Annotated in this window: 22 protein-coding genes; 13 read left to right on the top strand and 9 right to left on the bottom strand. The window is 47.9% G+C overall.

Translation table 11 applies throughout. The features are described from left to right. Position 1: 1 nt before the first annotated feature. On the top strand, positions 2–751 hold the full coding sequence (locus tag GOC95_RS01255; protein ID WP_275355167.1) for a hypothetical protein: 750 nt from the start codon (positions 2–4) through the stop codon (positions 749–751). A gap of 210 nt (positions 752–961) precedes the next feature. On the opposite strand, the gene GOC95_RS01250 is transcribed toward GOC95_RS01255, so the two are convergent. The 7 genes from GOC95_RS01250 to GOC95_RS01220 all read right to left on the bottom strand — a co-directional run bounded on the left by GOC95_RS01250 (position 962) and on the right by GOC95_RS01220 (position 7,111). Next, positions 962–1,720, bottom strand: coding sequence for a hypothetical protein (locus tag GOC95_RS01250; protein ID WP_275355166.1), 759 nt, complete (start codon positions 1,718–1,720; stop codon positions 962–964). 10 nt (positions 1,721–1,730) lie between these two features. After that, positions 1,731–2,630, bottom strand: a complete 900-nt coding sequence (locus GOC95_RS01245) for a response regulator (RefSeq protein WP_275355165.1) — start codon at positions 2,628–2,630, stop codon at positions 1,731–1,733. Then, the gene (locus tag GOC95_RS01240; RefSeq protein ID WP_194746764.1) at positions 2,627–3,124 is read right to left on the bottom strand and encodes a hypothetical protein; all 498 of its coding nucleotides are present in this window, start codon (positions 3,122–3,124) and stop codon (positions 2,627–2,629) included. Before GOC95_RS01240 ends, GOC95_RS01245 begins: the two co-directional genes overlap by 4 nt. 121 nt (positions 3,125–3,245) lie before the next feature. Next, entirely contained in the window at positions 3,246–3,614 is a 369-nt protein-coding gene (locus GOC95_RS01235) for a hypothetical protein (protein ID WP_275355163.1), read from the bottom strand. 437 nt (positions 3,615–4,051) lie between these two features. Beyond that, entirely contained in the window at positions 4,052–4,591 is a 540-nt protein-coding gene (locus GOC95_RS01230) for an FxDxF family PEP-CTERM protein (protein WP_275355162.1), read from the bottom strand. Positions 4,592–4,618: 27 nt separating this feature from the next. Further along, a complete protein-coding gene (locus GOC95_RS01225) occupies positions 4,619–5,134 on the bottom strand; it encodes an FxDxF family PEP-CTERM protein (protein WP_275355161.1) in 516 nt (171 codons plus the stop codon). Positions 5,135–5,317: 183 nt separating this feature from the next. After that, complete coding sequence (locus GOC95_RS01220; RefSeq protein ID WP_275355160.1) at positions 5,318–7,111, bottom strand: PQQ-binding-like beta-propeller repeat protein; 1,794 nt, start codon at positions 7,109–7,111, stop codon at positions 5,318–5,320. Positions 7,112–7,317: 206 nt separating this feature from the next. Between GOC95_RS01220 and GOC95_RS01215 the strand changes: the two genes are divergently transcribed. From GOC95_RS01215 to GOC95_RS01165, 11 genes are all read left to right on the top strand, one after another. Further along, the gene (locus tag GOC95_RS01215) at positions 7,318–8,361 is read left to right on the top strand and encodes a cyclopropane-fatty-acyl-phospholipid synthase family protein (protein WP_275355158.1); all 1,044 of its coding nucleotides are present in this window, start codon (positions 7,318–7,320) and stop codon (positions 8,359–8,361) included. A gap of 15 nt (positions 8,362–8,376) precedes the next feature. Beyond that, positions 8,377–8,910: a DUF2878 domain-containing protein gene (locus tag GOC95_RS01210; RefSeq protein WP_275355157.1), complete on the top strand. Its 534-nt coding sequence runs from the start codon at positions 8,377–8,379 to the stop codon at positions 8,908–8,910. Beyond that, the gene (locus GOC95_RS01205) at positions 8,907–9,674 is read left to right on the top strand and encodes a DUF1295 domain-containing protein (RefSeq protein WP_275355156.1); all 768 of its coding nucleotides are present in this window, start codon (positions 8,907–8,909) and stop codon (positions 9,672–9,674) included. The genes GOC95_RS01210 and GOC95_RS01205 overlap by 4 nt, the downstream gene beginning before the upstream one ends. Next, positions 9,671–10,309: a DUF6134 family protein gene (locus GOC95_RS01200; RefSeq protein ID WP_275355154.1), complete on the top strand. Its 639-nt coding sequence runs from the start codon at positions 9,671–9,673 to the stop codon at positions 10,307–10,309. The genes GOC95_RS01205 and GOC95_RS01200 overlap by 4 nt, the downstream gene beginning before the upstream one ends. Positions 10,310–10,347: 38 nt before the next feature. Beyond that, positions 10,348–10,845: a lipocalin family protein gene (locus GOC95_RS01195; RefSeq protein WP_275355152.1), complete on the top strand. Its 498-nt coding sequence runs from the start codon at positions 10,348–10,350 to the stop codon at positions 10,843–10,845. A gap of 73 nt (positions 10,846–10,918) precedes the next feature. Then, positions 10,919–11,863 carry an acyl-CoA desaturase gene (locus GOC95_RS01190; RefSeq protein WP_275355150.1) on the top strand — a complete coding sequence of 315 codons (945 nt, stop codon included), beginning with the start codon at positions 10,919–10,921 and terminating at the stop codon, positions 11,861–11,863. 5 nt (positions 11,864–11,868) lie between these two features. Further along, positions 11,869–13,116, top strand: coding sequence for an FAD-dependent oxidoreductase (locus GOC95_RS01185; protein WP_275356371.1), 1,248 nt, complete (start codon positions 11,869–11,871; stop codon positions 13,114–13,116). Next, positions 13,113–13,886 (top strand): DUF1365 domain-containing protein, encoded by a 774-nt coding sequence (locus GOC95_RS01180; protein ID WP_275355148.1) that lies wholly within the window; start codon positions 13,113–13,115, stop codon positions 13,884–13,886. Before GOC95_RS01185 ends, GOC95_RS01180 begins: the two co-directional genes overlap by 4 nt. A gap of 16 nt (positions 13,887–13,902) precedes the next feature. Then, entirely contained in the window at positions 13,903–15,192 is a 1,290-nt protein-coding gene (locus GOC95_RS01175; RefSeq protein WP_194746775.1) for a cyclopropane-fatty-acyl-phospholipid synthase family protein, read from the top strand. Between the two features lie 36 nt (positions 15,193–15,228). Then, positions 15,229–17,205, top strand: coding sequence for a bifunctional tRNA (5-methylaminomethyl-2-thiouridine)(34)-methyltransferase MnmD/FAD-dependent 5-carboxymethylaminomethyl-2-thiouridine(34) oxidoreductase MnmC (mnmC, locus tag GOC95_RS01170; RefSeq protein ID WP_275355145.1), 1,977 nt, complete (start codon positions 15,229–15,231; stop codon positions 17,203–17,205). Then, positions 17,202–18,983, top strand: a complete 1,782-nt coding sequence (locus GOC95_RS01165) for a tetratricopeptide repeat protein (protein ID WP_275355144.1) — start codon at positions 17,202–17,204, stop codon at positions 18,981–18,983. Before mnmC ends, GOC95_RS01165 begins: the two co-directional genes overlap by 4 nt. Here GOC95_RS01165 and GOC95_RS01160 read toward each other — a convergent pair. Then, positions 18,969–19,889 carry a DMT family transporter gene (locus GOC95_RS01160; RefSeq protein ID WP_275355142.1) on the bottom strand — a complete coding sequence of 307 codons (921 nt, stop codon included), beginning with the start codon at positions 19,887–19,889 and terminating at the stop codon, positions 18,969–18,971. The genes GOC95_RS01165 and GOC95_RS01160 overlap by 15 nt on opposite strands. A gap of 15 nt (positions 19,890–19,904) precedes the next feature. Between GOC95_RS01160 and dapC the strand changes: the two genes are divergently transcribed. Then, the gene (gene dapC / locus GOC95_RS01155) at positions 19,905–21,098 is read left to right on the top strand and encodes a succinyldiaminopimelate transaminase (protein ID WP_275355140.1); all 1,194 of its coding nucleotides are present in this window, start codon (positions 19,905–19,907) and stop codon (positions 21,096–21,098) included. Between the two features lie 71 nt (positions 21,099–21,169). Here dapC and GOC95_RS01150 read toward each other — a convergent pair whose 3' ends face one another. Beyond that, a complete protein-coding gene (locus tag GOC95_RS01150) occupies positions 21,170–21,688 on the bottom strand; it encodes a PEP-CTERM sorting domain-containing protein (RefSeq protein ID WP_275355138.1) in 519 nt (172 codons plus the stop codon). Positions 21,689–22,023: the final 335 nt, after the last annotated feature.

Raw genomic sequence — 22,023 nt, 5'->3', positions numbered from 1 at the left:
GATGCGGTCTATACTTTTCTTGGTAGTGGTCTGCTGTATTAGCAGGATGATTTTGTGCCCTTCCATTTCGCTGGCACAGCAGCAAATAGAGGCTGATAACTGGTGTACACAAGCAGAGGATAATTTAACCGATAAGGACGGAAACTCAGTTTCCTGTAAAGAAGTTGGAAAACGCTGTATACGAATGAATAACTACTGGTGCCAGAAACAAGGTGATAGTCCATGGCTAGGGACATCAGGCAAGAATGGAAAAGACGGAAATCGAGATGTTGATGGACATGCTATTTTTGAGACGGTTGAGTGGTCTGCTAGAGCAATAGCAATAGATCTTCGTAGTAAATATCGTAGAGGCTTTATATCTGCCGTTCAAATCGCTGCAGCCTACTCGCCGTGGTGTGATACCCTTGGTTCTAAAGCAGTAGTGAAGGGCAGTGGCAGAACTTGTTTGGATAAGAGAGCTATGCCACCGCCTGGTTTCAGTGGGCCATTGTGTAAACAACCAGATGTGACTAAGGCAAGTAGAACCAAAAGTTGTTTGGCTGGCTGCAATTGCCCACCTCAAATTGCAGAAACTCTAGTCCGTGGACTTCAACCTGATATCAATGCAGATTTAATGTTATTCGACTCGAAGGGAAACCCTTTGCCCAACTTGGGTGTTGTTATTCGAAACTTGGCGATTCAAGAGCAAGGGGTTTATATAAAACAAAATGTTATTGAAGCCGGAATTGCCAAGTTAATTAATAAAAAATAATCAGACTTAAGAATCAACATAATTCATGGACCCAAGATTGGAATTTTCAAGTTCTTGAGCTAAGTTACTTTTGCTAAATTGGGGTAACTTTGGGGGTAACTGATTTTTATATTTCCCATGGATTGGCTCAGATAAAGGCTTGCAAGGATTTGTTGTGTTGAACCCAGCCCATTTGAAATGTTCAATGCATTGATTTGTTTTACGTATGGGTTACGATAACTCCATAAATCGGTCTTCAATGAATTGTTTCTCGATTTCATTGCGCTGTTTCTCTGTGGTTAATGACGCAAGCTGTTCCTCAAGTCTGCGTTTTTGTTGCTCCATTTCATTCAGTTGGAATTGTAGCTCTTTTGTGAATGCATCATTGGCTGATTGCAGTGGGCGATTGTTCATGACCTGTAGTTGCTGTATTTCCTGACGCAATTCCGCCATGGTGTTTTCAGCCTCTTTGGCTTCTGATCTTGCTTTCATCATCATGGATTGATAGCTTTCAATCCGCTTTCTCATGGCAGCCATTTCGACATTTTCGTCAGCAGACAAATTGTTATTGCGCCGGAGTTGACCAGCCATTTGCTCTAGATGTGTTTGCAATTTATTCAGCTCTTGCAGCACGGGCTCACTCAATCGCTCAGCAATAATGTTATCCGAGGCTTCCGATAGCAACAAATCATCCAGGCGATCCCTGATCTCCTGTGCTACTTTATCAAAGCGCTGTATGCTATTGATTAACAATGGATCTGATTGTTTATGGTTTTCCTCGTAGTTGGAAAATCTTCTATCCAGAATAGTGCAGAGCGTGTCTAGTCGATCGCTGGATGACTCGAGCTCTGTATAGCACTTACCCAGTGCATTAAAAAACTTTTCCTGCTGTAATGTATTGCTGATGAGCAACTTGACTAATAAAAAGGCGGCACCCAAGCTAACGATAATCCCGGCACCGCTCAGTAATTCACCCCAAGAAAATGGCATCCTATTCTCCTTACAGGAGTTTGATATAAGTAATAAATCCTGTCCCGATTTCTGGTACATGGATTCGATAATCCATACGGCCAGCATTGCTCTTCAACGACATCTCAAGGCGGGGAAATTGTCGACTGACTATACTTGATCTAGCCAGCTTCAATGGACCATTTTTATGTCCAATTGACATACCCGCACCAAACTCATCCATGAACCTTCTCGCTTCATCTAGTTGGTCGTTACTGGCGCCACCACTGGCGAGTATGGTTTTAAGCATTTCGGGTTTTTCATTATTCAACGCCCACAACAGGCCTACAGCGTTCATTTCCATGATAGCAAGCGCATTGACGGGGGGTGTTTTCCCGTTTTCGCCAAACAATCCAATGAAATTGTTTTCAGTCAAATCCGTTAAGCCCAGTGGAGGGCAGGGCTCTAGCGTAAAAGCCTGACCCTTCAGCATGCTTGAGAGCATTTGATGGCTAGTCGCGAGATTCTCTGGGATAGCCGCAGGCTGCTCAGTGATTCCGCCCACTGGAATGATTTCCAATATTTTTGATCTTAAATCAGTGTCTTGGAAGGGTTTGTTAATTACAAATCTTGCACCACTTTGATAAGCCTGATCGATTTTTTCGGCGGCAGATTCCGTGGTCACAAAGCCAATTGGGATTTTTTTCCCGTATGTTTGGCAGACATGCTGACAAAATTCAAGGCCACTGATTTTATGCATGTGCCAGTCAGTAATAATCAAGTCAGGGCGATAGCCCTCAAGAATATTCATCGCAGCTTCAGCATCTGTCGCAGTTTGAATTTCGAGCTTTGGATAATTACACCCTTCAATCGCACGTTTGATAATGCTTTGTATTGCGCGACTGTCATCCACAATCAAGAATTTGGCTGCTTCACCCGTCATTGTGCTCATAATGAAAATACCCCTGAAAACTTATGATTATTTACATCGAAGATCACCAGATTCACCAGGTCTTCGTTTGGTTTATCGCTTACAAATAAACGGCTAAATGTTGCCGTTTTTTGGAGTTCAAAGAACTCTTCTAAAGGAATCTCTTTGGGTAGGCCCAATTCACTGTGCTCATCTACAATCAAGCCGCCCCCCATGATATTGCATGTTTCCTTTTTGGCATCTTTAACATCCTCATCGGATAATTCGTCAGAAGATAAGCCAAACATATGAGATGCGATTTTGTGTGCCTCAGCATCATCTAATATCAAACCAATCGCAATCGACTCATGTTGCGGTAATTGGTCAATATAAAGTGGAAGAACAACCGCCATGAGGTTGTCATGATTGTGAAATGTATAGCGCTGACTTTCCTTGAAGTTGAAAGCGGAACCGCTTACAAACGACCAGGAGTCAGATATTTTTTTCACCATTTCCTGTGTAGGCAAAAGCTGCATGTAGCATCTCCAACAATAGGATATTGATGCTAACGCAGCTTAAAAAGGATTGAAGACTGAATAAATGGTGTAAAAAGCAGGTAAATTTTTCAATTGCCATTCATTGGATTTACTCTGTGAATTAAATGATCCGCTTTAATTTCTTACAAAACTTGTACTTTGCTCGCTTATTCATCTCATCAAAAAAGCGGATCTTCCATTCACACCTTACCTTCAACGAAGCTAAATTTTGTTCACCACACGCAGTCATGCGTAATTTTCTACATTTGCGTGTACGTGGCGGTGCATAGGCCAGTTGTTTTACTTGATAAATGATAGTGCTAGGGACGACCATCTTACCCAATAACCATCTTCTGAGGACAATAGGTTTCAAGTTTAACTGATGGATAAGTTTCTGCTGATCAATGGTGCCTAAGAATTCCCCGATTTTTAAGCACCAGAGCAGGGTGAGTTGCGTCTGCACTTTTTCAATTTGTTTTTCTTCTTTCATGTTTCCTCCCTTTTTCTTGTTTGAAAGCTAATACTAGCACTTTGTAAGATAATGTAAAAATTGTTTTTGCAAACTTAAAGCAACCGAAGACTTATACTTGGATAAGCGAGTTGACGTCTTAGTTTTCATTGAGAAACGTGATTCTTTATTTAGTTTCGCATAATGTATATTATGTTAAATTATTGAATAAGAGGAAAGCTTTCTTTCAGGTAGTGTTAACCAGATGATTAGTGCTTTCTGTGGAAATAAATGTGGGAATGATTTGCTAGATTTAGCGCTTAAATATGCATGCTGGCGCTGATCCCCGATTGCCCTACCAATTAAAAATTAGTAAGTCGACTCAGTCGAAAGCAAACTGATGTTGGAGGTCCTGCAACTATATTACTTATAGAAAAAGGGCTCAGCGAGCCCTTTGCATTGATAAACGAAAAGTTGAATTACCGTGATCTGCGTCGAGAAATTAATCCGAGTATACCTATACCAAATACCAATAAACTTAGAGACTCAGGTTCCGGGACAGGATTAACACCAAGGATACCAATAGTAATAGAGTAAGCGAAGTTTGGGCTATTAAAGACCGAACGTTCTGCTGAAATAAAATATGTACCAGGATCTAATACATAATTTAGTATTGCCGCAAATTGAGTCCCACCTGTCTCAGTGTCGTAAGACAATAAATTACCTCCGACATCGTATAAGCCTAGTCCTGGGTTCATATTGGGCGCGCTAAGCTTAATATTCATTATCAATGAACTAGATGGCTCGATAATGACTTTGTAGTAATCGATGTCATTGCTGGTGATATTCCCAGTAATAGTGTAGTTATTACCTGCTGTCAGGGTAAAAGCTGATTGTGCAGTCGAGAAGGAGTTATTGCTGTTTGGATTTACAAGGTCAGCATCAGAAACAGAGAATGCTGCACTAGCAACAGATGAACAAAAAAAAGAGGCAGCAATAAAGTATTTAGCATGTTTCATAAAACTCTCCTTCTCAAAGCAGTTAATTTATTTGCTTCTACGACGACTAATCATACCAACCAATCCCAAGCCAGCTAACATTAATGCGTAGGAATCAGCTTCTGGTACTGAGGCTACCGGAGTAATATTGAAACTTACGTTGAAATCGCCGCCATCAGTGCCTGCCAGTTTACCACTCGCTGTCAGGAAGTATGTTCCTGCGGCTAGATTTGTAAATGTGGTAACAGCAGCACCATTAATGTCATAAAAACCAAAATTCAAGAAAGTAACATCATACTTAACATCATCAGCAGTCGTAATTTCAGATATGTTGTATGAAAAATCAGACACTTGTAACAGGTTAATTTGATAAGTGTCGTCAAAGTAAGCGCCACGAGTTGAGATTGAGCCAGAGTTCTTAATAAAGTCTGCATCAGCTTTCAACCGAGTGAAATCAAGACTTTGACTGGATGTGTATGGGCCAAAATCTTGTGCTTGCGCAACTGAAGTGGATGCAGCGATTGCAATGGCGAGTAATGACAACTTAAAAAACGACTTAAACATGACTTCTCCAGAATTAAACAAAATTTATTCTAGTGATTATTCATATCTTGCACATCTGGCTCAATAGTCCATTATGACTAATCACTTATCTTCTAGCTAACTAGAAATACATTTAATCAATATAAAGTATTCATTGTACAAAAGAAAGACTTTTAGGGGGTGCTTATTATTGGGGAATAACAACTATTTGATTGAGTTAAGTTTGAAAACGTAAATCCTATCCCCTTGCTTGAATCCAAATAACGAATTGCCCCCACTAACAATAGCGATATATTGTTCGTTATTCACTTCATAACTGATTGGAGGGGCATTTACACCATACTCAGATTGATATTGCCATAGCAAGTCACCAGTCATATTGCTGTACGCAGCAAACTTCCCCTCTCCTTCTCCACAAAACAATAACCCGCCGTCTGTCGCTAGTACACCACCGATCAGCGGTTGATTCGTTTTTCGCTGCCATAAAATATTGCCATCAGTAAGATTAATTGCACTGAGTACGCCCCATCTAGGGTCGTCTGTGGGTTCACTGGCCGCATAGCGAATAGGTTTTTCGCCCGGATTCACTGTGGTTTCGTGAACGGTATATTTGATCGGGCTATGCATTGCAGCCACATAAACTTTCTGATGTTTTTCATCGAGGCTGACAGGTGACCAGTTGGCACCACCTAAAATGCCTGGGTAGATGACAGTGCCTTCTTGACTTGGCTTGGCAAATAAATTGTGTTGTGGCACAAATGGGGCTGACTTGGCCAAGAACTGACCAGTGTTGCGGTCGTGAATGTAAAACCAGCCCATTTTACTGGCCTGCCCCACGGCAGGAATAGTCTTGCCATGGTATTGATAGTCAAACAGGACTGGTGGGCTTGCCAGATCATAGCCCCAAAGATCGTGAGGGACTTGTTGATAATGCCATTTGTATTGACCGGTTTCGGTATCGAGCGCCACTAAAGAAACTGTATATAAGTTATCGCCTGGGCGCGAAATATCGTTCATTTGAGGTGAGGGATTGCCTGTGCCAAAGTATAGGGTATTGGTTGCGGTATCAATGGCAGGTGTACTCCAGGCTGAGCCCCCACCAAATTTTGCGGCGTCAGGGTAGTCTTTGAGTGCTGCCCGTTCAGCCGCCGTGTCTCTGTGAAACTGATTGCCATCGGCCGTTTTAGTCACAAACTGCCCTTCCCAACCCTGCTTGGGGATCGTATCAAACTGCCAGACCTGATGACCATCATTCACGTCATAAGCCGCCAAAAAGCCTGGACGGCCATAACGGCCAGTGACGCCGATCACCGCGCCCAAAGGCGCATCACTGCGTGGATTGTCAATGTGCAAGCCATAGCCGACACCGGTAATGCCGATCATGACCTTATGATTGTAAACAACCGGGGCCATCGCAATGCCTACCCCGGTGCCCCCTGTCACTTTGCGGGTTTTATTGGGGTCATCACCACTTAAGGCGTCCTGGTGCTCGGTGCTCACCTGATTAGCGGCGACATCAATATCCCACTGCTTTGCGCCCGTTTTGGCATCCAATGCAATCAGCCTGGCATCCACTGTACCAATAAACACTTTGCCTTCTGCCACGGCTACGCCACGGTTGGCTGGACCGCAGCACATCGGCCAGTCTGGTTTGCGGTCGTGCGTGTATTTCCATAGCTGTTGACCCGTCGCCGCATCCAGCGCCAACACATGGTTGTAGGGCAAACTGACATACATGACGCCATTGACCACAATCGGAGTGGCTTGAAACGTGGCTTTTACACCGGTTTCCACTTTCCAGGCGAGCGCAAGCTGGTGAACGTTTTTCTGGTTGATTTGAGACAAGGCAGAGTAACGCTGCGCCTTCAGATTCAAGCCATAACTTGGCCAATCGACATTGGCGGAAGCCGTTTTTTCTGGTTTGCTGGCATGCGAACAAGCCAAAAGCATGACAGAAAGTGTCACTACAGCACATACCGTCGAAGTGTTGTTTTGCATGATGATAACCCCGGCTATATTTTTAACTATACAGGTTAGTATACACCTAAAACTTATCCGGCAACGAGTTCAGCATATCCCTCTGTAAACTCCAGCAACATTCACCTAAATTTTGGATGTGATAAAAAGTTTTCTATCCATGAAACTAATCGGAAGGACGAATGGACTTATACTAGGATCATTTAGTTAATACAATAATTATCATCATGACTTCACCTGTAACATTTGCCTTAAAATTGGCTGAAAAAGGCTACCTCTCTGATGCTTTGATCCGTAAAGGCATTCAGCGCTTGTGCAAATCAAGGCTGGAAGAAATTTCTGAACAGGATTGTGAGCAAGCGCAGTCAAGTCTGGTCCAGTTTGTGCAGGCAATGGCTCAGGCAGAGATCGCGCCACTGCCTGAAAAAGCCAATGCACAGCATTACGAAGTACCTGCCAATTTTTATCAATATTGTTTAGGTCGCAATCGCAAATACAGTAGCTGTTTCTGGTTGCCGGACACACGTACGCTTGATGAAGCCGAGCAACTGGCGCTTACGCAAACCTGTGCACATGCCCAGTTGCAGGATGGTCAACATATTTTAGAGCTGGGGTGCGGCTGGGGTTCGCTGACGCTATGGATGGCCAGCCATTATCCGCAGGCGCAGATTACGGGGGTCTCAAACTCCGCTTCGCAGCGTGAATATATTATGAGTCAGGCAAAAGCGCGTGGCCTGTCAAACATTCATATCATCACTGCAGACATGAATGTGTTTGATACCGAGCAAACTTACGACCGCATTGTTTCGGTTGAAATGTTTGAACACATGCGCAACTACCAAGTGCTCTATGGCAAAGTGGCGCGCTGGCTGAAGCCGGGTGGTTTGTTTTTCAAGCATATTTTTGTCCACCGCTACACCCCTTATGCTTTTGATGTCAAAGCGGAAGATGATTGGATGAGCCAGTATTTCTTTAGTGGTGGCATGATGCCTAGTGATGATTTGCCGCTGTATTTTCAGGATGATTTGAAACTGGTAGACAAATGGCGCTGGGACGGCACGCATTATGAAAAAACGGCGAATGCCTGGCTGCAACTGATGGACAAAAACCATCAGGCACTGACCCCTGTCCTGGCGTCTATCTATGGGCAGGCCGATGCAGAAATGTGGCGTCAACGTTGGCGGATTTTTTTCATGGCCTGCGCAGAACTGTTCGGTTACAACCATGGCCAGACCTGGTGGGTCAGCCACTATTTATTTGCCAAACGATAATCTGAAAGATTAAATATGACCAATAAGAAATTGATTATATTTAATTTTATTTCTTTTCAAGTGATCTGGTGGCTGTGCGTATTGTCCGCTAAACCCGGCTTGAGTACAGCCGTTTTCGCTGCGGTGTTGCTCTATACCCTGCTGCATTTATCGCTGGTCGAGGGTTGGGCGCAAACGTTGCCGCTCTTATTGACGGCAGTGATTGGCGCAGTGGCAGACCAATTTGCATATAAGTTGCAATGGATCCTATTTGAAAACCATACGCAGTGGTTGGCCTACATCCCGCTCTGGATGTTGGCCTTATGGCTTGCCTTTGCCACCACGCTGAACGTCAGCATGCGCTGGTTACAACATAAATATGCCTTGGCGTTCATGCTGGGGGCAGTGTTCGGCCCCCTTGCTTATTTAGGGGCTGAAAGTGTGGGGGCCATTCAATTACCAGGCCTTTATAGCCTGGCCTGGTTTGCCTTTGAATGGGCCACTCTGTTACCACTCATGCTGTGGTTACGTCATCGCTTTAACCAGTCTCTCGCTTTGGAGCAAACATGATTTATTACTACGCGCTGATCGCGATTGTGTTGTTTGCACTTTGCGGCTGGTTCTTAAGTTTTATCACCAAACACTACAGCCATGTGGATAGCATGTGGAGCCTGTTCTTTGCCATCACGGCCTATGTCACCGCCATATTCCTGCAAGACCTTTCATTACGAGCCTGCCTGGTGCTGTTCGCAGTGACCTTATGGTCGCTAAGGTTGAGTATTTTTTTAACCTGGCGCAACTGGGGCAAAGAAGATCATCGATATGACACGATACGCAAAAACAATGAGCCTTATTTCTGGTTGAAAAGCCTTTACATTGTGTTCGCTTTTCAGGCGCTGCTGGCCTGGATCATTTCTTATCCACTGTTCGCGGCCATCTCAAGCACTGCTGCCTTGAATTGGCTGGACCTGGCCGGTGTATTGTTATTTGTGCTCGGTCTATATTGGGAGGTGGTGGCGGACTTACAGCTCACACGATTCAGGGCTTCCGCCGGACATCAAACCCAGGTACTGAATACTGGTTTATGGCGCTACAGCCGCCACCCAAACTACTTTGGCGAGTGTCTGATCTGGTGGGGATTTGCACTGTTGGCGGCGTCATCAGCGAGCTATTGGGTTTGGGTGTCTCCGCTTTTGATGACGTTCTTGCTGTTAAAAGTCAGTGGTGTGAGTTTGATGGAGCAGACTATCCACAGCCGTCGTCCCGGGTATGCCGAATATGTCAAAAATACCAATGCATTTATTCCCGGGATCCCCAAGAGAGCTGAAAAATGAGAATTAAGGTTATCACGAGATGCACTTTAACTGGCCTGGCGCTGTTATTCGCTATTCCCCTACAGGCGCAGGACTGGTCATTTGAGGTCTACCTGGACCAGCAAAAAATTGGGACGCACACCTTTAGCCTGGATCAGAACCAATTGCAAAGCCGCGCCAATTTCAAGGTCAAAGTGCTGTTTATTAATGCCTATCGCTACCAGCACCAGGCCGATGAACAGTGGCAAGGCAACTGCCTGTCTCAACTGACGGCACACACCGAGGAAAATAAAGAAATCACCGACGTCAAAGGGGCGATACAAAATAATCAGTTTGTACTTGAGAAAAATGGCAGTACGCAAACCCTGCCAGGCTGTATCATGACCTTTGCTTACTGGAATCCCGAAATACTCAAGCAATCCCGTTTACTTAACCCACAAAATGCAGAATATCTGGATGTGACTGTCACGGATGAAGGCAGCAAAACTATAGAGGTGAAAGGTCAGACCACCCTCACCCATCAATATCGGCTCAATGGCCGTTTAAAGGGCAAAGACAAACTGAAAATTACGCTTTGGTACGATCAGCAACAGCAGTGGGTGGCGTTGGAGTCGATTACGCCAGAAGGCTATAAAATTAAATATAAACTTATTTAATCAATATGTTGAATAAATTATTTAAAGTGATTTGTATAATGGGTATTTTTTCTCTGACCGCTTGCCAAAGCTTGCCTCCGATTAAAACGGTTGAGCAAGTGGATTTGGACCGTTTTATGGGCGACTGGTATGTGATAGCAGCGATCCCGACCTTCATTGAAAAGGATCCTTACAATCCGGTTGAGCGCTATGAAAAGACTTCGGATGGCAGTATTGCCACTACTTTCACCTTTAATCAGGGCAGTTTTACAGGCCCACTTAAAGTCTATCACCCGACGGGTTTTATTGTGCCGGGCACTGGCAATGCCGAGTGGCGCATGCAGTTTGTGTGGCCGTTCAAATCAGAATACCTGATTGCTTACCTGGATCAGGATTACCAGCATACGATCATTGCGCGTAACAAACGTGATTATGTCTGGCTGATGTCGAGGAAACCAACGCTGGATCAGGCCAGCTATGAACAACTGGTCGCTAGAATCCGGGCCATGGGCTACGACACCAGCAAGCTAGAGGTTTTCAAGCATCAACCACAATAAAAGGGTGAGTTGTTGATCAAACAAACATCACCATACGCGCAACAGGCGACGCGTATTTGAGAGAGGACGAATCATGCAACACAGAATCACCGGGCTGCTATGGCGGCTCATTGGCTGGCTGGATAACCAGCGCTACCAGCCGCCAGCCAGTGCGCATGCGGAGAGCATAGACTGGTGGCGGGTGCTGCCGTTTGTTGGCCTGCATCTTGCCCTCATCGCTTTATATTGGGTGGGCTGGAGTCCTTTTGCGGTGGCCTTTGCCATCGGGCTTTATTTGATCCGCATGTTTGCGATTACCGGCTTTTATCACCGCTATTTTGCCCACAAGACCTTTCAAACCTCGCGCGCTGGACAGTTCTTATTTGCCTTGATTGGAGCCACTGCAGTACAGCGCGGTCCTTTGTGGTGGGCCGCCCACCACCGCAGTCATCATGTGCATGCAGATCAGCCGCAAGATATCCATTCCCCACACCAGCATGGCTTGCTGTGGAGTCATTTAGGCTGGTTTCTGAGCCATGCCAATTTCAAGACGCAATTAGAGCGTGTGCGTGAATTGACGCGTTTTCGTGAACTCTGCTGGTTGGACCGTTTTGACAGCCTGGTGCCGCTCGCTCTGGCTTTAGGCATCTTTTTACTGGGGACTGCCCTGGCACATTATGTGCCACAATTACAAACCAACGGCTGGCAGTTACTGGTGTGGGGCTTTGTGGTGTCCACCGTGGCGCTTTATCACGCCACCTTTTGTGTCAACTCCTTGGCGCATGTCTGGGGTAGCCGCCGTTATGCCACGCGCGACCACAGTCGCAATAACTGGCTGATTGCCCTGCTGACGCTGGGTGAAGGCTGGCACAACAATCATCATCATTTTCCGGGTTCGGTCAAACAAGGTTTTTACTGGTGGGAGATTGATTTGACCTATTACGGACTGAGAATACTGGCTGCATTGGGGTTGATCTGGAATTTAAAGCAAGTACCGGTTGAGGTGCGTGATCAGCATCATCAGGAAAGGCCGCTGTAATGGGATTGAAGATTGCCATTATCGGCGGCGGTATCGCTGGTAATACCCTTGCCTATTATTTGCATCAGCAGCATGACATCACCCTGTTTGAAGCTAACGACTACATCGGTGGCCATACGCACACACATGAGGTGACGGTTGGTGGCCAGAAGCATGCGGTAGATACTGGCTTTATTGTATTTAACGATAAAACCTATCCTGAGTTTGAGCGCATTTTGCGTGAAACGGGTGTCGTCTGGCGTGACAGCAATATGAGCTTTAGCGTGCGCAACGAAGTCAGCGGGCTGGAATATAACGGTACGACGTTAAACAGTCTGTTTGCCCAGCGCCGCAACTTACTGTCTCCAGCGTTTTACCGCATGATTCTGGATATCTTGCGCTTTAACAAAACCTCACTGGCCCTGCTCGCTGCAGGCGATGAAATTCCGCTGGGTGACTATTTAAAACAGCAGGGATATTCAAGCCAATTCATCCGCGACTACATCGTGCCTATGGGGGCCGCGATCTGGTCAACTGATGCCGAACAGATGTTGCAGTTCCCTGCCCGCTTCTTTGTGCGCTTTTTTCACCATCACGGCATGCTCACGGTAGACCAGCGGCCGCAGTGGCGCACCATCGTCGGCGGTTCTGCGCGCTATCTGGAAAAAATCACTGCCGGCTATCGTGACCGTATCCAGCTCAATGCAGCAGTGCAGGCTGTGCAACGCGATGCACAGGGCGTTACCGTGACCACGCAAAACGGGCAATCACAGCGGTTTGATTTTGTCTTTTTTGCCTGCCACAGTGATGAAGCCTTGCAGATATTGGGCGCTGAGGCCACAACGGCCGAGCGCGACATCCTAGGCGCCATTCCTTATCAGGACAACACGGTATATCTGCATACGGATGCCCGTCTGATGCCGCAACGCAAGCTAGCCTGGGCGGCGTGGAACTACCACGTTACGGCGCAAGCGACAGGCAAGGTGCAGGTCACCTATAACATGAACATCCTGCAAGGCATCCAGTCCAGCGAGCCTTTACTTGTTACCTTGAACTACACCGATGCCATCGCGCCAGACAAGGTGATTAAAAAGCTGCACTACCGCCATCCTTTGTACACGCTTGCAGGCGCCCAGGCGCAAGCCCGCCATGCCGAGATTAGTGGCAAACACCGGACTGGCTATGCAGGCGCCTACTGGCGCAACGGTTTTCACGAGGACGGTGTGGTCAGTGCTCTGGCGGCCATACAACATTTTCAGGCGATGCATTTATGAGTCCTCCTGCAGCATTGCAAACAGATAGTTTGCAAAGTGCCATTTATACAGGTTGGGTGAGCCATCAGCGGCTGCAGCCAACCCTGCATGGTTTTCGCTACCAGCTGTTTATGTTGTATCTGGATCTGGATGAATTGCCAAAGCTATTTGAAAACAATCGCTTATGGTCTTATCTTAAACCAAATCTGGCTTATTTTCGGCGCCAGGATTATCTGGGCCCCAGCCATGAGCCGCTAGATGTCAGCGTGCGTAACCTGGTTGAACAGGAAACCGGGCAGCGTCCACTAGGCCGCATCGGCTTGCTGACGCATTGCCGTTACTGGGGCATTTGCTTTAATCCCGTGAGTTTTTATTACTGCCACGATGAGCAAGGCCAGTTACAAGCGATTGTGAGCCACATTACCAATACTCCATGGAAAGAACGGTTTGCTTATGTGCATGCCATGAATACGGCCGAGAATGGTGTATTCAGTCTCAAAAAAGACTTTCATGTTTCGCCATTTATGCCTATGGATATCCAGTATCAATGGCAATTTTCATTGCCGGCGGAAGTCCTCAACGTGCATATGCAAAACTGGCGAGATCAACAGTCCATGTTTTTTGCCACCTTGAAATTACACAGACAGCCCTGGCAGGCGGCTACTTTGAATCGCCTGTTATGGCAGTACCCGTGGATGACACTGAAAGTGATTGCCGCGATTTATTGGCAAGCCTTGCGGCTTTGGCTCAAAAAAGTGCCGTTCTATCCCCATCCTGATCAAAATACCTGACGCTGAATTGAATACTATGAATACCCTTCCCAGCCCTTCATCCTTGCCAACGGACACCCTGACCAAACCGCTCAAGGCCAAAAGCCGCGCCAAATGGGTAGCGCAACTGGCCAAATCGCAGGTGCTCAAACGCTTGTCAGGACTGCAGATTGGCCAACTTACGCTTGTGGATGGTACAGAAACGCATGTGTTTGGCCAGGCACAACCAGACCAGATTCAAGCCAGCATTACCGTGCTTGATGCGCGTTTTTATGGAGAAATTGCATTTGGCGGCAGCATTGGTGCGGGGGAGGCGTATATGCTGGGCTACTGGCAAGCAGACACATTAACAGATGTGATCCGCCTGATGGTGCTTAACCAATCTGTCATGGACACACTGGAAGGCGGCTATCAATGGCTAAGCAAGCCCGTGCTCAAACTGTTTCACTGGCTCAATAGCAACAGCGAGGCAGGCAGCAAAAAGAATATTGCCGCGCACTATGATCTCGGTAATGACTTGTTCCAGTTATTTCTGGACCCGACCATGATGTATTCCTCTGCCATGTTTGACACGGAACCCGCTAGTTTACAAGCGGCTTCTGAGCGTAAGTTACAGGTTATTTGTGAGAAATTACAGCTTAGCGCAAACGATCGCGTGATTGAGATTGGTACGGGATGGGGCGGCTTCGCCATCTATGCGGCCAAGCACTATGGTTGCCATGTGACCACCACCACCATTTCGCAGCAACAATATGCGTTGGCTCAAAGCAGAATCGCGGAAGCAGGACTGCAAGACCGCATCACGCTGCTCAAGCAGGATTACCGTCATCTGCATGGGCAATACGACAAACTGGTTTCAATCGAAATGATAGAAGCGGTCGGTCATCAATACTACGACACGTATTTCAACAAAGTCAGCCAGTTATTGAAGCCCAACGGTGTTGCATTGATTCAGGCTATTACAATTGCGGATCAGCGTTATGACAGTGCCATCCGCTCCGTGGATTTTATCCAGCGCTATATTTTTCCAGGCTCGAATATTCCATCGAACACTGCCATGCTGGCAAGCATGACCCGCGCCAGCGACTTGCGGCTGGTGGACTTGCAGGATATTGGCCTGGACTATGCCACCACCTTGCGTCTATGGCGGGAAAACTTTTTTGCCAATATCGATGCCATACAGCGGCTGGGCTATAGCGAGACCTTTATTCGCATGTGGGATTTTTACCTGAGTTACTGCGAGGGTGGCTTTGCAGAATGCGCGCTGGGCGACGTGCATTTGCTTTTGGCCAAACCTGGTTATCGTCAGCTTAAGCGCGTGGCCTAAAGCAGCGCATGCTCCGGCCATGATAAACTTGGCGGCATGAGTACACATGCAGTCTTGGAGTGGCGCAATGGCCTGCCCTACTCCCCCCAATTCGATGATGTTTATTTTTCTGTCAGTCCCGAGCATCCGCAGCATGGGCTGGCAGAAACCCGTTATGTGTTTTTGCAGCATAACCATTTGGCTGAACGCTGGCAGCAGCTCCCGGCCGACACAGCGAGTCATTTTGTCATTGTAGAGACGGGCTTTGGCAGCGGCCTCAATTTTCTGGCGACTCTCAAGCTCTGGCGTGACACCGCCCCTGCTCACGCCCACCTGCATTTTGTCAGCGTCGAAATTGCGCCCTTCACCTTGCAGGATTTGCGAACCGCGCATGCGCATTTTCCAGAACTGGCCGAAGCAAGCGCGGCACTCTGCGCACAATATCACTTGTTACAACCAGGCATTAACCAGCTTGAGCTACCTTCCTTCTCGGCCAGCCTGACCTTGTTTATCGGGGACAGTGCGCATTATTTGCCACAGCTCTCCTTGAAGGCAGATGCCTGGTTTCTCGATGGCTTTGCGCCGGCCAAAAACCCGCAAATGTGGCAACCTTATTTATTTGCAAGCATGGCCACCTGTGCGCACGCAGGCACTACGTTTGCCACCTTTACCAGTGCGGGCGTGGTCAAGCGCGGCTTGCAAGCGGCCGGATTTGCAGTCCAAAAAACTAAAGGCTTTGGCAACAAGCGTGAAATGTTATGTGGAAATTGGCCCACGACGACGGCACCAGCGATCAACCCGCTGCCTAAAGTGGCCATCATAGGTGCAGGCATTGCGGGCTGCAGCACGGCCAATCAATTGGCGTCGCTCGGCTGTGAAGTGCATTTGTTTGAGCATGCGGCGCAAGTCGCTACGGGGGCCTCTGGCAATCCCAGAGGCATGCTCTATCCCAGGCTCAATGCCGAAAAACCGATGAATGACCAGCTCGCCTGGCGTAGCTATAGTTATAGCCTGCGGCATTATGCGCAGCTCAATCTGGGCGACGACGGCTTCCAGAGCGTCGGGTTATTACAACTTGGTGGCAGCCCACGTGAACATAAACGCGTGCAAAAAGTTGCCGCCCGCTATGAACAGCTAGGCGTCGATACGCCACTGCTCCACAAAATGACGGCAGCAGCAGCCAGCGAATGCGCGGGCGTTCAGATTGGCCATGAGTGCTTATATTTCCCGCACGGGGCCTGGGTCAATCCGGTGCGGGCTTGCCAGCAGCTGGTGAAGCAGCCAAAAATTAGGCTGCATTTAGCGCAGGCGGTCGACAAGCTTTCACGCATTTCTTCCGGCTGGCAGCTATTCAGTGATAGCAGCCCCTTGGGCACGTTTGATGCCGTGGTGGTGTGTAATGCGGCTGAAGCGGCAGCTTTAATTCCTGAGAGTGGGATGTGGCTCAATCCGGTGCGTGGACAAATGGGGGTGATTGCCGCGCAACCGGCGATGCAACCCTTGCGTACCATCTTGTGTGGGGATGGCTATCTAACCCCAGCGCATCAAGGAACACATGCCATGGGGGCCACCTTTGCACCAGGCGAGACGGATACCAGCGTGCGTGCTGAAGATAGCGAGCAAAATCTTCATATGGTGAGCACGCTTAGCTCACAATTTGGTCCAGTGGCGCACACGGCCGTGATCTCGGCACGGGCTTCGCTACGCTGTGGCTCGCCGGATTATTTACCCTATGTGGGTCCGCTTTTGCCGTTACAAGACTTGATGGACAGTCATGCGTCCGTCAGCAGCTTCGCTGACTTGCCCGCTGCACAAGGGTTGTATGTACATGCAGCGCACGGTAGCAAAGGCCTGATGACGGCCCCTTATTGTGCAGCCATACTAGCCAGACGCATGCTGCAAGACTTTGGCTATGCCTTGCCACAACTCTCTGAGGATACTTTTTGGCTAGGTCTGCATCCGCAACGGTTATTGTTTAAACAGGCCGGCTGGAAGCCATTGCTACAGCCGTTTAGTGAGCAAGAGAAAACATGACTGATCAGCTAGCCAAACTTCAGCAGCAGCTTAGCCGCACGCCAGATGACCCGGAACTGCATTACGAGCTGGGACGGTATTACTTGCAAACCAAGCAAGCCAATACGGCGGAAAGGGCTTTTCAGCACGCCCTGCAACTGGTGCCAGAACATCCGCAGATATTGATGCAACTCGGTAATGTGGCCAGCCTGCGCGGAGATGAAACTTTGGCAGCCACCTTTTTCAGGCGTTCACTGGCAAAAGACAAGCAGCAGGCCGATGTGCATTTTAATCTGGCCAATAGCCTGCGCAAACTTGGGCAAATCGCGCTCGCCATCCAGCACTACCAGCAATCATTGCAACTGGATCCGCAAGATTCGGAATGCCATAACAATCTGGGCAATGCCTACCGTGAGCAAGGCCAGCTGGACTTGGCAGTGGCTTCCTATGCGCGTGCCCTGCAATTAAATCCCAAACTGCTGCACGCAAAGGTGCATTGGATCCATCAAAAACAGCATATGGCTGACTGGCAAGGGCTTGAGCAAGCCATTGCAGAGGTGCGTCACGCGTTACAGGCGCTGCCTCAGGCACAAATCCCGCCATTTGCCTTTCTGGCCATGCCAGGCACCACGGATCAGGAGCAGTTAGCCTGTGCCAGCCGTTGGGCGCAACAACATTACGCGCACATCCAACCACTGGCTGCGCCAGCGGCCAAATCAGCAGGTGCGCGCATCAAAGTGGCTTATCTATCCTCGGATTTTCGTAAACACCCCCTGGCTTATTTGGTCACTGAGGTCATCGCTGCACACCATCGCGAGCAGTTTGAAATACTGTTATATAGTAATAGCCACAATGATCAGTCTGCCGAATGGCACGCTTTTCATGCGGCCGCAGATCAGTGGCTGGAAATCAGCAACATGACAGACGAAGCGGTGGCGCAGCATATGCGCGCAGCGGAGATTGACCTGCTGGTAGACTTAACCGGCTTTACTCAACGCAGTCGCAGTGGCGTCGCCGCTTATAAACCGGCGCGCAAGCACGTCAACTGGTTGGGGTATCCCGGCAGCATGGGCATGCTTAATGGGGTACCGCTATACGATGCGATTATCGTGGATGAAATCTTGGCAGAAGTGGCCTTGGCGGAGAAAGCGATCATATTGCCCTGCTATCAACCGAATAATGCACGTCGACCCACTACAGACGCAGGTAGCCGCCACTCACATGGTTTGCCAGCGCAAGGCTTTGTGTTCTGCTGCTTTAACCAGAGTTTCAAGATTACGCCTGAGGTGTTTGCCTGCTGGATGCGGATTTTAAAACAGGTATCAGGCAGCGTATTGTGGCTGCTCGAAGGCAATGTCTGGGCAGCCAAGCATTTGACAAACGCCGCCATGGCACTGGGCGTCGCTGCTGATCGTTTGATTTTCGCGCCGCGCACCAGTATCGAGCAACACATCGCCAGGCAGCAGCATGCAGATTTAATGCTGGACACCGCACCCTACAATGCCCATACCACTGCTAGTGACGCGCTGTGGCAAGGCATTCCTCTGCTTACCGTGCAAGGCAGCACCTTCCCGGCACGCGTCAGCACAAGTTTGCTCAAAAAACTCGGCTTGGAGGAGTGTATTTGCCAGGATTGGCAGGCTTTGGAGCAACGTGCGATCATGCTGGCACAAACGCCAGCAGCATTAGCCGCCATCAAAGCACGCTTGCAACAGCATGCCAATCGCCTGTTTAGCCCGGACAGCTTCTGCCGCCAGCTTGAGCAGGCGTATCAGCAATTGCTTTTATCCAGCGGCTGAATCTTCCGTCTCCGCGGTGACGACTGATAGTACGCCAGCGGCAATAATACAGAGGCCGCCCATCATTTCTGTCACAGACATCGTTTCATGTGCCAAAAAGTAGGCGGCGATAGCGGCTACAATCAACTCGGTCATAAATAACACTGAGGCTTGAATGGCCGGGATTTTGGTGACGCCATACTGGACAAGCAAGGTGGCAGAAACCAGTAGCAATGCGATCAACACCAACCAAAGCCCCATCATGGGTGTCACATCCGTGATAAATGCAAAGCCATTCACCCCATTGAGCCAGAGTAATACCAACATAGATAAGCCAAATACGCCCAGCCACACCAGCATGCCTTTTGCCGCAACTGAGAGGTGGGTGGAGTAACGGGTAATCACATTGGTCAGCGAAAAACCAATGCCGGCGGATAACGCTAACCAATCTGAGGTGGATTGTGGCCACGGCCAAATCCATAGGCCGTCTGTCAGCATCAAGGTCGCACCAAGCAAAGACAAGCCTATCGCCGCCAGTTGCGGCAGATGCCAGGGCTCATGCAACCAGATTCTGGCCAACAGCAGCGTCCACAATGGCGAAAGATAAAACAGCAACATAACCCGCATGACTTCCCCATCAATCACCGCCAGCACATAAGCGAGATTGGTCCAGCCCGCCACCAGACTTAAGCCATAAGCTGAAAAAGGAATCTGCGAGATATACGCTGACCGCCGCCAGAACAGCAGCATACCAATTACCAAGGCCACGAAATAACTCAGTACGCTGGATTGCACGCCAGACAGACCGACCTCATTCAGCAGGCGGTAAGGGTACCAAATCACGCCCCAGCACAAGGCGCCATACACCAGGGCCAAAGATGCCCACTTTTTTTGCTGCGAAGCTTTTTGTTTATGCGAAAGCGTCACTTATAATACACACCTATGAATCCACATTTAAATCTTCTCCAGCCCTACCCTTTTCAACGTCTGCGCGACTTGTTTCAAGGACTGACGCCGAATCCTGAGTATAGCCACGTTAACCTGTCTATCGGTGAGCCCAAGCACGCCACGCCAGCCATCATTTCTGAAGCACTGGCGAACAACCTGAGTGGACTGGCCAGCTATCCTACCACAATCGGCGTAGCGGCCTTGCGTGAAGCCATCAATCAATGGCTACAGCGCCGCTACCAGATCCCGGCACTCAATATCGATAAAGCCATCTTGCCGGTTAATGGCAGCCGCGAAGCATTATTCGCCTTTGCGCAAGCGATGATAGACAACACGGGCTCACAAGCGCCAGTGGTCATCTCGCCAAATCCGTTTTACCAGATTTACGAAGGTGCTGCATTTCTGGCAGGCGCCCAGCCCTACTTTATCAATACCACCGTCGAGAATGATTTTGTGATGGATCTCACACAAGTGCCTGCTGACGTGCTGAAGCGCACGCAATTGGTATTTGTCTGCAGTCCCGGTAATCCTTCCGGCAAAGTCATGGACATTGCCGCCTGGAAAACACTGTTTGAACTCTCTGATCAATACGGATTTGTGATTGCCTCAGACGAATGCTATTCGGAAATCTATTTTGATGAAGCGCAGCCGCCCGTTGGTGCCTTGCAAGCCGCGCATCAACTTGGTCGCGAGTTTAAACGCATTGTCATGTTCAGCTCACTGTCCAAACGGTCAAATGTGCCTGGCATGCGCTCTGGCTTTGTCGCAGGGGATGAAGAGATTGTAGAAAAGTTTGCGCTATACCGTACTTACCATGGCTGCGCTATGAATCCGGCCGTACAAGCTGCAAGTATCGTGGCCTGGAATGACGAAGCGCACGTTCAACACAACCGCGCACTTTACCGTGAAAAATTTGCGGCCGTTACCCGACGCTTGCAAACTGTCTGGCCGCAAACGCAATTACCTGATGCCGCATTTTACCTGTGGATCAATACCGAGCAAGATGATACTGCTGTAGCCAAACAGCTCTATCAAGACCTGAATATCACCGTGTTGCCTGGATCATTTCTTGCCCGTGAAGCGCATGGCGTCAATCCGGGACGAGGCTTTATTCGAATGGCGCTTGTTGCATCAAATGCAGAAACCATAGCTGCCACACAACGAATTTGCGAGCACTTACGCATATAAAAAGCAAAATGAGATGGAGCAATAAAAAAGCCGATTGCTATAGCAATCGGCTTTTTATCAGACACAAAAAATTAAACAAATTTTCTGCGGGCGATCAGCCCAATAATACCCAAGCCAGCCAACATCAAAGCGTTGTTTTCTGGTTCCGGAACGGGAATTACAGGTGTTGCACTAAATGTCAACTTATTGGAAAGAGTCACATTAAAAGCACCTGGGTTAAATTTAAACTGATAACCAGTGCCCGCACCAATATCGATAAATGACAAGGATGTGGTTGCATTTACAATCAGAGACGGAATGGAGTAACTGGAAATCAGGTTATCTGCTGAGTCGTATAAACTGAAGCTTGAACCAGCACTGATGCCCAGCAATGCTTTAAAGTCAACCGTGACATTTGAATCATAGGTCAAATCGAATGTGTAAACATCTGGTAAAAAGAATGCACCAACTTGTAACAACGACGCATTTGATACCGGACCATTATTCAAATTGCCCAAGGGAGTCACGTTGACAACCGTTGCAGATGCGTGACCTGAAAAAGCCAAAGTCAATGCAAGAGCAATTGGACCTAATACATGAGATGCTTTCATAACCTCTCCTCTATTTAAAAAAACAATAAAATTGAACAACTTAAAAACTAATATGGTTGAATTACTGACTGCAATTTATCGCTTGGCACATCGAATTCAAACTATGAAAGAATTATTACAAAACTAGCAAAAAATAGGCCAGCTCAAAAAAAGACGCAAGTCATTGATTTAACTTATTTTTTTATAATGATTTATCTTTTTTTATATTTACCTAATATCAAAGCTGCACCAATATAAACTTGACATCAGCAGTTATGCACTAAATAGATGCATATTCTACAGCTTTATTACATAACTTAGCAAAATAATTTGTCAGAAATATGACAATCGAATAT

It is taken from the genome of Methylophilus sp. YYY-1 (assembly GCF_029132825.1).
Taxonomy (GTDB): domain Bacteria; phylum Pseudomonadota; class Gammaproteobacteria; order Burkholderiales; family Methylophilaceae; genus Methylophilus; species Methylophilus glucosoxydans.
Note: the sequence above shows the minus strand (reverse complement) of the source record. Positions and strands in the feature narration are given on the sequence as shown.